We start from the raw sequence: 15,360 nt of genomic DNA on the forward strand, positions 1-15,360 counted from the left end.
GCGTCGGCCCTCGGGACGAGGGCGGGGGGCGCTCCGGGGGAACGGACCGGGCGGCCCCCCGCGCCGCCCGGTCCTCCCGGGTCCGAGACTCCCGGGCCCCGTCGGTCCACCTCACCTGCCGTCGACGGTGGGTGGACCGGGGTCCGTGCCCGGCCTACCGCTGCAGCGTCAGCAGGCCGGGGCGGTAGGGCAGGGCGCCGTAGTCGCCGCCGGACTGCGGGGAGCGGCCCTGGTAGAGCAGCTGCATGTTGCAGGGGTCGACCGTCATGGTCTGGTCCGCGCTGGTGCGCAGCAGCTCGCCGTGGCTGATGTCGTTCGTCCACGTCGCACCGGAGTTGGCCTTGCCGGCGAACGGGTTGGACTCGGACGTCGCCTGCGGGGTCCAGGAGCCGCCCAGGTCGGTCGCCGTGAAGGACCGGAAGTACCGGCCCTGGCTGCCGATGGCCTCGACGATCATGAGGTACCGCTGCTGGCCCGCCAGCTTGTAGACCTGCACGGCCTCGAACAGGTTGTTGGTCGAGTCCTGCATGATCGTCGTGTAGTTCGACCCGAACGACCCGGGGAAGTTCCCGATCGGCATCGACGCGCGGTAGATCCGCCCGTTGTCACCGGCGAAGAACAGGTACATGTTCCGGTCGTCACCGATCAGGGCCTGGTCGATGGGGCCGGTGCCGGAGTTGGAGATCGAGCCGGTGAACAGCGTCTGGTGCGCGCTCCAGCCGTTGACGTTCGACGGGTTGGTCGACGTGCGGTAGGAGAACGCCGGGCCGCCCCACTGGTACGCCAGCACCCAGATGTTCTTGGGTGCGAAGTAGAACAGCGACGGGGCGACGGCCGTGAACGGCATCGTCTGCTGCTGGGCCGAGCCCATCTGGTTCCAGCTCGAGAACGGGCTGAACATCGTCGACTGCCACGCGGTGCCGGTGTTGGTCGTGGCGTACACCAGCTGCTGGCCGTTGTACGGCGCGACCGAGAAGTCCTTCAGCGACACCCAGCCCTGGCGCGGCTGCGCCAGCACCCCGGAGTCGCGCCACCGGTACGACGACGGCAGGTTGCACGTCGGCGAGGCCGTCGGGCTCGGCGTCGGCGAGGGGGTCGGGCTCGGCGTCACCGACGGTGTCGGGGACGGCGTCGGGCTCGGCGTCACCGACGGTGTCGGCGAGGGCGTCGCCGTCGGCTGCTGCGTCGGCGTCACGGCGCCGTTGCACCCGACGCCGTTGAGCGCGAACGCGGTCGGCACCGGGTTGCTGCCCGAGAACCCGCCGTTGAACCCGAAGCCCACGGTGCCACCCGCGGGTACCGAGCCGTTGTAGTCGGCGTTGCGGACTGTCACCTGCGAGCCGCTCTGCGACGCGACACCGTTCCACGCCTGCTGCACGGTCTGGCTGCCGGGGAAGGTGAACGTCAACGTCCACCCGGTGAGCGCCGCACCGTGGTTGGTCACCTTGACGTCCGCGGTGAAGCCGCCGGGCCACTGCGCGCCGACGGTGTAGACGACCGTGCACGCGCCCGTCCCGGTGCCCTGCGTGGGCGTCGGGCTGGGCGACGCGGACGGCGACGCGCTCGGGGACGCGGACGGCGACGCGCTCGGGGACGACGACGGCGTGGGCGAGGGCGTCGGCGACTGGGACGGCGTCGCCGCGTTCAGCGCGTTCAGCACCGACGTGTAGGCGGCCTTCTTGTTGCCCGAGCCGTCGAACAGCAGCGGGTTGGCGCCCGTGCGCCACGAGTCGCTGTCCCGCACGCCCCACACGGTGATGCCGTTGCACCGCGGCACCGCGAGGCACGCCTCGGTGACCTGCCGGTACGCGTTGGCCTGGTTGCCGCCCTGCTCGATGTCGAGCTCGGTGATCTGCACGTCGACGCCGAGCGCGGCGAAGCGCTCCAGGTTGGCCCGGTAGTCGCTCGGCACGCCCGTGCCCAGGTGGGACTGGAAGCCGACGCAGTCGATCGGGACGCCGCGGGCCTTGAAGTCGCGGACCATGTTGTAGATGCCCGTGGACTTCGCGTTGACGCCGTCGGTGTTGTAGTCGTTGTAGCAGAGCTTGGCGCCCGGGTCCGCGGCGCGGGCGGCGCGGAACGCGGCCTCGATCCAGTCGTTGCCGGTGCGCTGCAGGTTGGAGTCCCGGCGGCTGCCGCGGCCGTCGTCGGCGAACGCCTCGTTGACGACGTCCCAGCTGTCGATCTTGCCGCGGTAGTGCGTGGCGACCTGCGTGACGTGGTTGAGCAGGGCGTTGCGCAGCTGCTGACCCTCCATGCGCTGCATCCAGCCGGGCTGCTGCGAGTGCCACGCCAGGGTGTGGCCGCGCACCTTCTTGCCCCGGGCGCGCGCCCAGTCGACGATGCGGTCGCCGTTGCCGTAGCTGAACTGGTTCTGGTTCGGCTCCGTGGCGTCCATCTTCATCTCGTTCTCGGCCACGATCGAGTTGAACTCGCGCTCGACGATCCCGATGTACGTGCCGTCGTTCATCCGGCCGGCGGCCACGGCGACGCCGAGGTAGCGGCCGGTCTGCGCGGCGGCGGCGCCGAGCGTGCTCTCCGCCGCGAGCGCGGGCGCCGCCGTCAGCGCGCCCGTGAGCGCCACGGCGGCGGCGGCCGTCGTGGCGACGAGCAGCCGACGGGCGCGTCGCGATGTCCTGTCCATGCGTCACCCTCTCTGCGAGCACCCTCGGGTGGTCCCGGGGTGGCGAACGGAGGACGTCCGGCGGGGCGTCGTCGTCCCGTCGAGCGTCGGGCGGGCACCGAGGCCCGGGTCGAACGGTGATGTGTACGTTCACAATCGCATGACGGCGCCGCACGTCGAAGGGCTTGCGCGACGGCGAATCGTTTCGCCGCGCCCTCGCGGGGCAACCCGGCGTCCGCGTCACCGCGGGTTAGCATCGCCCCCGACCACGGACGGCAGCATGCACGCAGGTGGGAGGGTCGACGATGACCACGACGCAGGGCGGACCGCCCCGGCGTCCGTCGATCACGGACGTCGCGCGTCGTGCCGGCGTCTCGGTGGGCACGGTGTCGAACGTCCTCAACCGGCCCGACAACGTCGCCCCCGCGACCCGCGAGCGCGTCCGCAGCGCCATCGCCGATCTCGGGTTCGTGCGCAACGCCTCGGCCCGTCAGCTCCGCGCCGGCGTCATCCGCACGGTCGGCGCCGTCGTCCTCGACATCGCCAACCCCTTCTACACCGAGGTCGTCCGCGGTATCGAGGACCGCATCTCCGCCGACGACTACACGCTGCTGCTCTCGGCGTCCGACGAGGACACCGCACGCGAGGCCCGCTACCTGCGCCTGCAGGAGGAGCACGGCGTGCACGGCGTCATCATCAGCCCCACGCAGGCCTCGATGGCGCCCGTCCTGGCCATGCACGAGCGCGGCGTGCGGATCGTGCTGCTCGACGTGCCGCACGAGCCGGTGCCCGTGTCCAGCGTGGGCGTCGACGACGCGCGCGGCGCGGCCCTCGCGGTCAACCACCTGCTCGAGCTGGGCCACCGCCGGATCGGCCTGGTCAACGGACCCGACACCATCCGCCCCTGCGTCGCGCGCCGCCACGGCGTCCGCGCGGCCCTCGTCGCCGCCGGCCTGGACCCGCAGGACGTCCTCACCGAGGTGACCGTCGGTGCACTGACCATGGACGCCGGCGCCGTCGGCATGTCACGCGTCCTCGCGCTGCCACCCGACCGCCGCCCCACCGCGACGTTCTGCGTCAACGACCTCATGGCGGTGGGTGCGCTCGGCGCCCTGCGCCGCGCCCGCGTGCCCGTGCCGTCCGCCATGGCCGTCGTCGGGTACGACGACATCCCCATCGCGAGCCTCGTGACCGTCCCGCTGACGACCGTGCACCAGCCGACCCACACGCTCGGCTGGACCGCCGCCGACCTGCTGCTGCGGGTGGGCACCGACGGCACCGGCGCCGACCCGCAGCGGGTGGTGTTCCAGCCCGAGCTGGTCGTGCGGGAGAGCACCGCCGGCGGCTGACCGCCCGGGCTGCGCGCACGGCGCGGCGCCGCGACCCGGGCGGGTCACGGCGCCGCGCGGTGAGCCGATCAGCGGATCGTGTAGACGAACCGCCCGCCGGCGCTGTCGGTGGCTGCCGCGAGCCCCGTGGCGCCGCCGGCGTTCCCGGTCCACAGGTTGCGCCACCCGTTGTCGCTGGCCGCCTCGTACGGTGCGCCGCCGACGAGCGTGTAGACGAGCTTCAGGCTGCCGCTGCCGGCCACCGCGAGCTCGGACGCGCCGGTGACGGTGCCGGTCGAGAGGTTCTTCCAGCCGTTGTTGCTGGCAGCCTCGTGGACGGTGCCGTTCTGCAGGGTGTAGACGAGCTTCACGCCGTCGACGCTCATCGCCGCGATCCGCGACGCGCCGTGAACCGTCCCCAGCGGCAGGTTCCGCCAGCCGCCGCTGAACGCCGCCTCGTGCGCCGAGCCGTTGATCAGGGTGTAGACGAGGCGGTCGTTGCCGAGCGTCGTCGCGGCGATGTCCGTCGCACCCGCGATCGTGCCGAGCGGCAACGACTTCCACCCGTTGTTGCTCGCGGCCTCGTACGCGACCCCGTCCTTCAGGGTGTAGACCAGCTTGACACCCCCGCTGTGGGTGACGGCCACCGCATCGGCGGGGATGGTGGTCGACAGGTTGCGCCAGCCGTTGTCGCTCGCCGCCTCGTACACGGTGCCGCCGATGATCGAGTAGATGTACTTCACACCGTTCACCGTCATCGCGGCGACGTCGGTGGCGCCGGAGATCGTCCCCGGGTCGAGGTTGGCCCATCCGTTGGTGAACCCTGCCTCGTAGACGGTCCCGGCGGGCCGCGGCGCCGGTGCAGGCTGCGGCGCGCTGTTGTGGCAGTTGGCGCTCGTGTAGCTGGCCGAGTAGGAGATCGGCGAACCACCGAACGTGATGGCCCGCAGACCACCGTGCAGACGCTGCTCGTAGTGCAGGTGGTAGCTGCCGGGGGAGCCGACGTCCCCGACCCGCCCGACGAGCTGGCCTCTGCTCACCGACTGGCCGGACCGGACGGCGATGTCCGTCATGTGCAGGTACCGCGTCTCCCACCCGCCCGGGTGGTCGATGACGACCGTGCCGAGGGAGCCCCCGGTCAGCCGCACCGAGCCGGACGCGCTCGCGACGACGGCACGTCCCTTGTCGGCTGCGCCGCTGCCCCAGTTGAGGTCGAGCGCCAGCGACGTCCCCGAGCCCGTCGGGTGGTTGGCACGGGTCTGGCCCTTCCAGGTCTCCCCGCACGGGAACGGGAGCTCGAAGTCGGCCGGCGCCGCGGTGGCGACGGGGGCGAGCATCGTGGTGAGTACGGCGGCGGCCAGGACGGTCACTGCAGCGCGACGAAGGCGCATCATGGTTCCTCTCGACGACCCGAGGAGTCCCCGGGCGCACGGACGCGGTGCGGCGGCCCCCGGGAGTCGTCCCGGATCCCGCCGGTCGCAACCGTGGCAGCCCGCGTGGTCGCTGGTCAGGGGTCGTGCACCGTGACGAGGACCACGTACGTCGAGCGCTCCGGGCCCCTCCGCGCCCGTGCGTGCCTCACCCCGGGAGGCACCCCAGCATCCCCCTCCCGGGTGACGCCCGTACGGGTGAGATGCGGGAGGTCGCGCGTCGGCGTCAGCCCGTGACCGTGAACCCCGCGCGCAGCAGGTCGCGGTCGCGCGACGAGCGGCCGACGAGCAGCTCGAACTCACCCGGCTCCACGACGCGTCGGCCCTCGGCGTCGACGATGGTGCAGTCGGCGACGGGCACCTCGACGTCGACCACGACCGACTCCCCGGCCGGGACGTCGACGTGCCGGTACGCCTTGAGCTCCTTGTCCGCCCACGTCAGGGACGTCACGAGGTCGCTGACGTACGCCTGCACGATCTCGTGCGACGGGCGCGACCCGGTGTTGGTGACGGTGACCTGCGCGCGCACGGCGCCGTCGCGGCCGAGCACCGGCTGGGCGATCGTGAGGTCGGAGTACTCGACCGTCGAGTACGACAGGCCCTCGCCGAACGCGAACGCGGGGTCCTGCGTGTGGTCGGCGTAGCGGTGGCCGTGCTGGCCACGCGGGGTGTTGTAGTAGACCGGCTGCTGCCCCACGTGCCGCGCGAACGTCACGGGCAGGCGCCCGGCCGGGTCGATCGTGCCGAGCAGCAGCTCGGCGATCGCCCGCCCGCCGCGCATGCCGGGGTTCGCGGCCCACACGATCGCGTCGGCACCGAGCGCGGACTCCGGCAGCACGAGCGGCTTGGACGCGACGACCACGACGGTCATCGGGGTCCCGGTGGCGGCGAGCGCGTCGAGGAGGGCCACCTGGCCGCCGACGAGTTCCAGGGTCGCGGTCGAGCGCGTCTCCCCCATGAGCCCGATCGTGTCGCCGACGACGGCGACCACGTGGTCGGCGCCCTGCGCCGCGGCGACGGCCTCGGCGATCATCGCCGGGTCGGGTGCGGCCGGGTGCAGGATCGGCATGCGCGGCTGGCCGTCGGGGTAGAACTCACCGTCGGGGTCCGGCCCGAGCGTGCCGATGTCCGCGCCGCGCGCGTAGGTGAGCTCCCAGCTCTCGGGCAGCAGGCCCTCGAGACCGTCGAGGACGGTCTCGGTCATGTCGCGCGGGTGGCCCTCTTCGCGCATCCAGTCGACCTGCCCCGAGCGGCCGGCCCAGTCGCCGAGCTGCGCGTCGACGTCGTCCGCGTTGGGGCCGACCAGCGCGATCCGCAGCGGCGGCGGCTCCGACCCGTCGGGAGCCGTGGCCCGCCCGTCGAGCGCGCACTCCAGCCCGCCGCCGAGGGGCAGCACACCGGTGTTCTTCAGCAGCACGAGCGAACGGCGCGTCACCTGCAGGTTGATGTCCTGGTGCTCGTCGGACCCGATGACCTCGGCCTGCCGCACCGGGTCGGGGCGGCGCGGGTCCTCGAAGAGCCCGAGCTCGAACTTCACGGTGAGGATGCGCGCGACGGCCGCGTCGAGCTGCGCCTCGTCGACGAGCCCGTTGGCAACCGCCTTCTGCACGCCCTCGAAGAACCCGGGCGTCGTCATGACCATGTCGTTGCCGGCCGCCACCGCCAGGGCGGCGGCGTGCTCGTGGTCGCGGGCGATCTTCTGCTCCCACACCATGCGCCCGACGTTGTCCCAGTCGGTGATGAGGGTGCCGGTGTACCCCCACTCGCCGCGCAGCACCTCCGTGAGGAGCCACTCGTTGATCGTGATCGGCACGCCGTCGGTCGACTGGTAGCCGAGCATGAACGTGCGGGCACCCTCGCGCGCGACGCGCTCGAACGGCGGCAGGAACCACGAGCGCAGCTTGCGGCGCGAGATGTCCGCCTCGGACGCGTCGCGCCCGCCCTGCGTCTCGGAGTACCCGGCGAAGTGCTTGGCGCACGCGAGCACCGCGGTGGGGTCGGTGAGGCCGTCGCCCTGGTAGCCGCGCACCATCGCCGCGGCGAGCTCACCGATGAGGTACGGGTCCTCGCCGAACGTCTCGTTCACGCGGCCCCAGCGCAGGTCGCGCGTGATGCAGACGACCGGCGAGAACGTCCAGTGCAGGCCCGTCGCGGACACCTCGACGGCCGTGACGCGGGCCATCGCCTCCGCCGCGGCAGGGTCCCAGGACGCGGCGACGCCGAGCTGCGTGGGGAAGATCGTCGCGCCGCGCCAGAACGAGTACCCGTGGATCGCGTCGTCCGCGACGAGCAGCGGGATGCGCAGGCGGGTGCGCTCGACCGCGTCGAGCGCCTCGAGGACGCGCTGCGGCGAGGAGTGCAGGATGGAGCCCACGTGCTTCTCGAGCACGAGGTCCTCGACGCCCGGCTGGGCGTCGAGCTGCAGCATCTGCCCCGCCTTCTCGGGCAGGGTCATGCGGCTCAGCAGGTCGGCGACACGCTCCGGGATGGGCAGCGACGGGTCCTGGTACGGGAGCATGGTCACCAAGGGGTCCTCTGTGTTGAGCGTGCGACCGGCCCGACGACGCTAACCCAGGGACGCCCGCCCACGGAAACGCACTCCCGGGCCCCCCGGTCGGCCGCGCCGCACCGACCTTGATCGGCCCTCCGGGTGGCCCGTCCCCCCAGATCACTCGAACGCCCACGTATCTCACCCCGGGGCTCGCCCCCCTGTGTCGGTGGGCGCCGATAGCGTCCGGTGCGACCCGGCAGGCCCGCGGTCGACCGGGAGGCACGACCCGGCGTCAGGCGGACCGAGCGACGGAGGACGACATGAGCGAGACAGGTGCGACACCGGTACTGACGTCGGCCGACTGCGTGCTGGTGCGCACGTCGGCGACGGTCGCCACGACCGTGCACCGCGAGGGCGCGCACCTCGTCGTCCACTTCCTGCAGCCCGGGGGCGTGACCCGCTGGATGTGGCCGTGCGAGGTCGTCGCGGCCGCGCTGCGCCACCCGGGCACGGTGTCCGGCGACGACGCGGTGCACGTGGTCGCCGACCCCGACACCGCGGACCTCGTCGTGACGCTCGACGGCGCGGAGGGGAGCGTGCTGCTGGCCGTGCCCGGTGACGCGGTCCGTACCGCCCTGTCCCGCTGACGCGGGCGCTACGCCGTCGCGGTGGTGCCGGCGCGAGGTGCCGGTGCCGGGTGTCGGTGGGGCGCGCGAGGATGAGCCGTGCCCGCGTACGTCCTGCTAAGCCGTGACGCGCACGCGCGCTCCGTCACGCTGACGTCGCTGGACGCGGACGCGACCCCCGGCGACGTGCGGGTCGTGGCGGCGGACGGGCTCACGGACGTGGTCGCACAGGTCGAGGCCGCCGACCACCCGCGCTGGGTGTGGGACGACACGCGCCGCTGGTACCCGCCGCTGCTCGACGCGGGGGTCCGCGTCGAGCGGTGCCACGACCTGCGGCTGTGCCACACGATCCTGCGGCACGCGGCGTCGGCCGCCGCGTCGCGGCTGCAGCAGGCGCCCCCCGGCCCGTTCGACGCGTCTGCGCCCGACGAGCCGCTGCCCCACGAGCCCGACCTGCTCGACGCGCTGCGCGAGCTCGACGAGGACGCCTCGCCCCCGCCGAGCCTCGACGCCCCCGCGCCGGCGGACGGCGACGGCCCCGACCTGCTCGCCGAGCTCCGTGACCAGCTCGACGCCGTGACAGGCGCCACGCAGCCCGGCCGCCTGCGGCTGCTGCTCGCCGCGGAGTCCGGCGGCGCGCTCGTCGCGGCGGAGATGCAGCACGACGGCCTGCCGTGGGACCCGGTACGCCACGACGAGCTGCTCACTGACCTGCTCGGCCCGCGGCCGGTCGGAGGTGGGCGCCCGCGCCGCCTCGAGGAGCTCGTCACGACGATCCGCGAGCTGCTGGCGGACCCGCACCTGAACCCCGACTCCCAGCCGCACCTGCTCGCGGCGCTGCGCCGGCAGGGGTTCTCGCTGTCCTCGACGAGCAAGTGGGAGGTCCGGGAGCTCGACCACCCCGTCGTCGCGCCGCTCCTGGAGTACAAGAAGCTGTCACGGCTGCTCAGCGCGAACGGGTGGGCGTGGCTCGACTCGTGGGTGCGCGACGGGCGGTTCCGGCCCGCGTACGTCGTCGGGGGCGTCGTCACGGGGCGGTGGGCGACGGACGGCGGCGGCGCGCTGCAGCTGCCCGCCTCGCTGCGGGCGGCGGCGCGCGCCGACGACGGGTGGCGTCTGGTCGTCGCCGACGCCGCGCAGCTCGAGCCGCGTGTGCTGGCCGCGATGTCCGGCGACCGCGCGATGGCCGACGCCGCGCGCGGCTCCGACCTGTACCAGCGCATCGCCGACGCGGGCACCGTCCCCACGCGCACGGACGCGAAGTACGCGCTGCTGGGAGCGATCTACGGTGCGACCACCGGCAGCGCCGGGATGCTGATGCCGCGCCTGGCGCGCGCCTACCCGCAGGCGGTCGCACTCGTCGAGGCGGCGGCACGGGCGGGTGAGCGCGGCGAGACCGTCTCGACGTGGCTGGGCCGCACGTCACCGCCCGCGAGCGCCGCGTTCCTCGACCGCCTCGGCGCGGCGGGGGCCGAGGGCGCCGACCCCGACGACGTGCGCGACGCCCGCCGCCGCGCACGTGACCGTGGCCGGTTCACCCGGAACTTCGTCGTGCAGGGCACGGCGGCCGAGTGGGCGCTGTGCTGGCTCGCGTCGCTGCGCCGCCGGCTGCGGGAGATCGGCGACGGGCGCGCGAGGCTCGTGTTCTTCCTGCACGACGAGGTCGTGGTGCACTCCCCCGCGCAGGACGCCGACGCGGTCGCGACGGCCGTGCGCGAGGCCGCCGAGGAGGCCGGCCGCCTGCTCTTCGGCGCCGCGCCGGTCGAGTTCGCGCTGGACCTCGCGGTGGTCCGCTCCTACGCGGACGCCTGACGCCCGACTCCACGACGCCCACCGGAACACCGCTCACCGTCACGCCCACCAGGCGGTGAGCCAGGTCCCGCTCGGCGCGCACCGACATCGCCCACCGGAACACCGCTCACCGTCGGCGCGCCGAGTCGGTGAGTCAGTCTCCGGTCGGCGGAGGGGGTCAGCGGTCGGGGACGTCCGGTGCGGACTCGCGTACGACGAGGCGCGTCGGCAGCAGCAACGAGCTGGGCGTCCCGCCGTCGATGACGGACAGCAGCGTGCGGGCCATCTCGTGCCCGAGCGCGCGGATCGGCTGCTGCACGGTCGTCAGGGTCGGGTGCGCGAGCTCCGCGATCGGCAGGTCGTCGAACCCGACGACGGCGACGTCCTGCGGGACGCTGCGCCCATGGCGCTGCAGCGTCCGGACCGCGCCGGCCGCCATGTTGTCGGACGCCGCGGTCACGGCGTCGATCGTCGGGTCGCGGCGCAGCAGCCGCTGCATGGCGTGCGCACCGCCGTCGCACGTGAAGTCAGCGTGCTCCACGAGGGCCGTGTCGAGGCCGGCGGCGGACAGCGCGTCGTGGACACCGTCGAGGCGGGCGACGGCCGCGTGCGAGTCGGTGGGCCCGGCGATGGTCGCGACGCGACGCCGGCCGAGCGCGACGAGGTGCTCGGCCGCGACCCGCCCGCCGTCGCGGTTGTCGACGTCGACGTACCACTCGGGGCGCCCGTGCAGCGGCCGGCCGCCGTACACGGTCGGCAGGCCGGACGCCTCGACGATGCGCTGCAGGGGGTCGTCGCCGCGCAGGGCCATCACCATGACACCGTCGGCGCGGGGCCGTCGCAGCATGCGCCGCACCCGGTCGTGGCCGCGCTCGGAGTGGCACAGCAGCAGCTTCAGGTCGAGGTCGGTGTCCTCGAGCGCGGCCGTGACGCCGACGATGACCTGGCCGAAGAACGGGTCGCCGAACAGCTCGGCGTTGTCGTGCGAGGCCGCCAGGACGACCGCGCCGACCTTCTGCCGCGCGAGCGCCTGGGCGGTCACGTTCGGCACGTACCCGAGCTCGCGGACGGCACGCTCGACGGCCTGGCGCGTCGCGGGGCTGACGTGGACCGCGTTGTTGATCGCCCGGGACGCCGCGGAGCGGGAGACCCCCGCCAGCCGGGCCACCTGGTCGAGCGTGGGCGCCCGACCGTCGCGCGGTGTCATCGGTCCCCCTGTCGCCCGTGCGGATCGGCGTGAGGCTACCACCGCCGGCCCGTGGTCCGGCAGCGCTTCCGGAGGGACGTCCCGCCCGACCGGGCTCACCCGTCAGGGCGATGATCAGCCGCTTTGCCTTGACACCTCGCGCGGACGGCCGCACGATCGGAGCCGCGACTGGAAGCGCGTCCAGTTCGGATCACGGACTGCGTCGGCTCGGTCGAGGCAGCGTGCCGGCAACGAGGCGTCACGTGCGCCAGGCCCGCATGGAAGCGCTACCAGCCGCGACGGCACGTCGAGGCCGACACGACCCGATGCACCACCCGACCGCACGCCCCGTCCGGCGTGCACCCTCACCCTGGGAGACACCGTGGTTTCCACACCCGACCCGCGCGGCAGGCGCGTCCGGTGGCTGGCCGGCACGACGGCCGCCGCGCTGCTCGTCGCGCCGGCCCTCGCCTCCACCGCCTCCGGCGCGCCCGTCAGCACCGTGCACGACTTCTCCGACGGCCCGCAGGGCTGGTTCTCCTACGACAACACCGGCTCGGTGTCGTCGTCGGCGGACACCGGTGAGCTGTGCGCGGTCGTCGACGGCGGCGACCAGCCGTGGGACATCGCGCTCCAGCACGACGACGTGACGTACGAGCGCGACGCGACGTACACCGTGTCGTTCGACGCGCACGCCAGCGCACCGGTGACGGTCCCGATGCAGGGCGGCGTGGGGTACCCCGCGGCGTTCGGCCACTCGGTCGTGCTCGACGGCACGTCCACGCCGACGCACGTCGAGTTCACCTTCACCCCCGCGGACTGGCCGACGAGCCCGGACCCGGCCGTCTCCCCCGTCGACGACGACTGGACCAGCGCGACCGGCCAGGTGTCCTTCCAGCTCGGGGGGCAGTCCGCGTCGTACACGTTCTGCGTCGACGACTTCTCGCTGACGTCGGGCACGCGGATCGTCCACGACTTCACGGCCGGGGACATGGGCGAGTTCGACATGTACGACTCGGCCGGCGGCGGCACCGCCCGGCCCGGCACCGACGGCGTGAGCGCCTGCATCGACCTGCAGGGGGGCTACGCCAACCCGTACGAGGCAGGGCTCGAGTACAAGTACGTCGACGTCGTGGAGGGCCGCAACTACGTCCTGGAGCTCACCGCCTACGCGAGCGAGGAGGCGAACGTCAACGTGCTCGTCGGGCAGTACGGCGACCCGTGGCACCGCGTGCTGTCGACCGAGGCCGCACTGACCACCACGCCCCAGACGTTCCGGTACCCGTTCACCGCGGACGCGACCTTCAGCTCCGACCCCGCGACCGCGTGGGGGCGCATCCAGGTCGAGCTGGGCCGCAAGGTCGCTCCGTACACGTTCTGCGTCACGAGCCTGTCGCTCGTCGAGACCACGCAGGCTCCCCCGCCGTACGCGCCGGAGACCGGCCCGCGGGTGCGCGTCAACCAGGTCGGCTACCTGCCCGACGGTCCGCAGCGCGCCACGCTCGTCACGGACGAGACGGACGCGGTGACGTGGGAGCTGCTGTCCGGCGCCACGGTCGTGGAGACGGGCGAGACCACGCCGCACGGGGTGGACCCGAGCGCCGGCCTCAACGTGCACGTCATCGACCTCGGCGGCGTCCCCGCCGGCTCCTACACCCTGCGGGCCGACGGCGAGACGAGCCACCCGTTCGTCGTCGACGCCGGCATCTACCAGGACCTGCGGCAGGACGCGCTCGACTACTTCTACCCCGTGCGCTCCGGCATCGCGATCGACGGCGCGATCATCGGCGACGCCCGGTTCACGCGCGCCGCCGGGCACGTCGGGCGCCCCGGCGAAGCGACGCCCAACCAGGGTGACGTCGCCGTCCCGTGCATCACCCCGGCGGAGGCGCAGAACCTCTACGGCGACTGGACGTGCGACTACACGCTCGACGTGACCGGTGGCTGGTACGACGCCGGCGACCACGGCAAGTACGTCGTCAACGGCGGCATCGCGGTCGCGCAGCTGCTCGGCACCTACGAGCGCACCCTGTACGCCCCCACCGGCGACCCGGACGCGCTCGGCGACGGCAGCATGGACATCCCGCTCGACGAGCAGAGCAACGGCGTGCCGGACCCGCTGGACGAGGCCCGCTGGGAGCTCGAGTGGATGCTGCGCATGCAGGTCCCCGCCGGGCAGCCGCTGGCCGGCATGGTCCACCACAAGGTGCACGACGTGGACTGGACGGGCCTGCCGCTGATGCCGGCCGACGACCCGCAGGAGCGGCGTCTGCACCGTCCGTCGACCGCGGCGACCCTCAACCTCGCGGCCGTCGCGGCACAGGGCGCCCGCCTGTGGGAGCCGTACGACCCGGAGTTCGCCGCCGAGCTGCTCGCCGCGGCCCGCGTGGCCTGGGACGCGGCGCAGGCCAACCCCGTCCTGCTCGCGCCGGCGCCCAACGCCGACCCGAGCCCCGGCGGTGGCCCGTACGACGACACGGACGTCAGCGACGAGGCCTACTGGGCCGCGGCCGAGCTGTTCCTCACCACCGGTGAGAACGCGTTCCGTGACGCGGTCCTGACGAGCGAGCAGCACACGGCCGACGTCTTCTCCGACGGGTTCTTCTGGGGCGAGGTCGCCGCGCTGGCGCGCATGGACCTCGCGGTCGTCGAGTCCGAGATCCCCGGTCGCACGGCGATCCGCCGGTCGGTCGTGGAGGGCGCGGAGCTGTTCCTCGCGAAGCAGCAGGCCCAGCCGTTCGGCCAGGCGTACGCCGGGGACGCCGACGGCGACTACGACTGGGGGTCGAACTCCTCGATCCTCAACAACCAGGTGATCCTCGGGACCGCGTTCGACCTGACGAGCGAGCAGCGGTTCGCCGACGCCGTCCTGGAGTCGATGGACTACCTGCTGGGCCGCAACGCGCTCAACCTGTCGTACGTCACGGGGTACGGCACGGCGTTCTCGCAGAACCAGCACAGCCGGTGGTTCGCCCACTCGCTGACCGAGTCGCTGCCGAACCCCCCGAAGGGCTCGGTCGCCGGCGGCCCCAACTCGCTGACCGGCACCTGGGACCCGGTGATCGCAGGCCTGTACGGCCCGGACCGCATGTGCGCGCCGCAGCTGTGCTACGTCGACGACATCCAGTCGTGGTCGACCAACGAGATCACCGTCAACTGGAACTCGGCACTCTCGTGGGTGGCGTCGTTCGTCGCCGACCAGCAGGCCGGTGACCGGTCGGACGCCGGCACGGTGGCGTGGGTCGTGACGGACCCGTCCGACACGTCGGTCGCCGCCGGCGCGGACGCCACGTTCACGGTCGGGACCACGGGCTCGCCCACCCCGACGGTGCAGTGGCAGCAGCTCGTCGACGGCGCCTGGGTCGACGTGGCCGACGCCACCGGGGCGACCCTCCGGCTCACGGCACGCACGGCGGACTCCGGCGCGCAGTACCGCGCGTACGTCGCCAACGCGTTCGGCGGCGCCTACTCGGAGCCGGCGACGCTCACGGTGACGGCCGCGGGCACCGGCACCCCGACCCCGGGGGCCGACACCTCCGGGACGCCCGGCACCCCCGGCGGCGGACCGCGCGTCGCCGGCGCCGGACCACTGGCCGCGACCGGCGCGCACGCAGGCGCGCTGCTCGGCACCGGACTCCTTCTCCTCGTCGCGGGAGCCGGTGCGGTGGCCATGGCACGCAGGGCCCGACCGCGCGTCTGACGCGCGCCCTGCACGGCCCGCCGCGCACGTCGCTCCGGTGACCGTCCCCCGGCCCCCGGGGCGACGCGCGGCGGGCCCCGGGCCGCCCCCTCCCCACCCCCTTCCCGCCGACCGGGACACGACTCCCCGTCCGAGGGTCGTGACGGTGAGCGAGGTCCCGCTCGGCGGAGGAGGGGGCGGCTCGG

8 protein-coding genes are annotated in these 15,360 nt (G+C 73.7%); 4 read left to right on the top strand and 4 right to left on the bottom strand.

The window, feature by feature from the left end; genetic code table 11:
• Nucleotides 1-154: 154 nt before the first annotated feature.
• Nucleotides 155-2,644: a non-reducing end alpha-L-arabinofuranosidase family hydrolase gene (locus CFLA_RS20980; RefSeq protein WP_013118238.1), complete on the bottom strand. Its 2,490-nt coding sequence runs from the start codon at nucleotides 2,642-2,644 to the stop codon at nucleotides 155-157.
• A 284-nt stretch (nucleotides 2,645-2,928) separates the two neighbouring features.
• Here CFLA_RS20980 and CFLA_RS15290 point away from each other — a divergent pair, with 284 nt between their 5' ends.
• A complete protein-coding gene (locus CFLA_RS15290) occupies nucleotides 2,929-3,972 on the top strand; it encodes a LacI family DNA-binding transcriptional regulator (protein ID WP_013118239.1) in 1,044 nt (347 codons plus the stop codon).
• A gap of 68 nt (nucleotides 3,973-4,040) precedes the next feature.
• Here the strand turns inward: CFLA_RS15290 and CFLA_RS19190 are convergent, their stop codons facing one another.
• The gene (locus CFLA_RS19190; protein WP_013118240.1) at nucleotides 4,041-5,342 is read right to left on the bottom strand and encodes a M23 family metallopeptidase; all 1,302 of its coding nucleotides are present in this window, start codon (nucleotides 5,340-5,342) and stop codon (nucleotides 4,041-4,043) included.
• A 265-nt stretch (nucleotides 5,343-5,607) separates the two neighbouring features.
• Nucleotides 5,608-7,899, bottom strand: a complete 2,292-nt coding sequence (locus CFLA_RS15300; RefSeq protein ID WP_187291372.1) for an exo-beta-d-1,3/1,6-glucosidase — start codon at nucleotides 7,897-7,899, stop codon at nucleotides 5,608-5,610.
• A 293-nt stretch (nucleotides 7,900-8,192) separates the two neighbouring features.
• On the opposite strand from CFLA_RS15300, the gene CFLA_RS15305 reads away from it, so the two are divergent.
• A complete protein-coding gene (locus CFLA_RS15305; protein WP_013118242.1) occupies nucleotides 8,193-8,519 on the top strand; it encodes a hypothetical protein in 327 nt (108 codons plus the stop codon).
• Between the two features lie 78 nt (nucleotides 8,520-8,597).
• Entirely contained in the window at nucleotides 8,598-10,310 is a 1,713-nt protein-coding gene (locus tag CFLA_RS15310; protein ID WP_013118243.1) for a bifunctional 3'-5' exonuclease/DNA polymerase, read from the top strand.
• A gap of 157 nt (nucleotides 10,311-10,467) precedes the next feature.
• On the opposite strand, the gene CFLA_RS15315 is transcribed toward CFLA_RS15310, so the two are convergent.
• The gene (locus CFLA_RS15315) at nucleotides 10,468-11,496 is read right to left on the bottom strand and encodes a LacI family DNA-binding transcriptional regulator (protein ID WP_013118244.1); all 1,029 of its coding nucleotides are present in this window, start codon (nucleotides 11,494-11,496) and stop codon (nucleotides 10,468-10,470) included.
• Nucleotides 11,497-11,857: 361 nt separating this feature from the next.
• On the opposite strand from CFLA_RS15315, the gene CFLA_RS15320 reads away from it, so the two are divergent.
• Nucleotides 11,858-15,175 (top strand): glycoside hydrolase family 9 protein, encoded by a 3,318-nt coding sequence (locus tag CFLA_RS15320; RefSeq protein ID WP_013118245.1) that lies wholly within the window; start codon nucleotides 11,858-11,860, stop codon nucleotides 15,173-15,175.
• Nucleotides 15,176-15,360: the final 185 nt, after the last annotated feature.

This window comes from Cellulomonas flavigena DSM 20109 (assembly GCF_000092865.1).
Classification (GTDB): Bacteria; Actinomycetota; Actinomycetes; order Actinomycetales; family Cellulomonadaceae; genus Cellulomonas; species Cellulomonas flavigena.

Bases quoted from the DNA above. Each gene is read 5' to 3' on its own strand.
- CFLA_RS20980 (WP_013118238.1), bottom strand. From the start codon at position 2,644: ATGGACAGGACATCGCGACGCGCCCGTCGGCTGCTCGTCGCCACGACG.
- CFLA_RS15290 (WP_013118239.1), top strand. From the start codon at position 2,929: ATGACCACGACGCAGGGCGGACCGCCCCGGCGTCCGTCGATCACGGAC.
- CFLA_RS19190 (WP_013118240.1), bottom strand. From the start codon at position 5,342: ATGCGCCTTCGTCGCGCTGCAGTGACCGTCCTGGCCGCCGCCGTACTC.
- CFLA_RS15300 (WP_187291372.1), bottom strand. From the start codon at position 7,899: ATGCTCCCGTACCAGGACCCGTCGCTGCCCATCCCGGAGCGTGTCGCC.
- CFLA_RS15305 (WP_013118242.1), top strand. From the start codon at position 8,193: ATGAGCGAGACAGGTGCGACACCGGTACTGACGTCGGCCGACTGCGTG.
- CFLA_RS15315 (WP_013118244.1), bottom strand. From the start codon at position 11,496: ATGACACCGCGCGACGGTCGGGCGCCCACGCTCGACCAGGTGGCCCGG.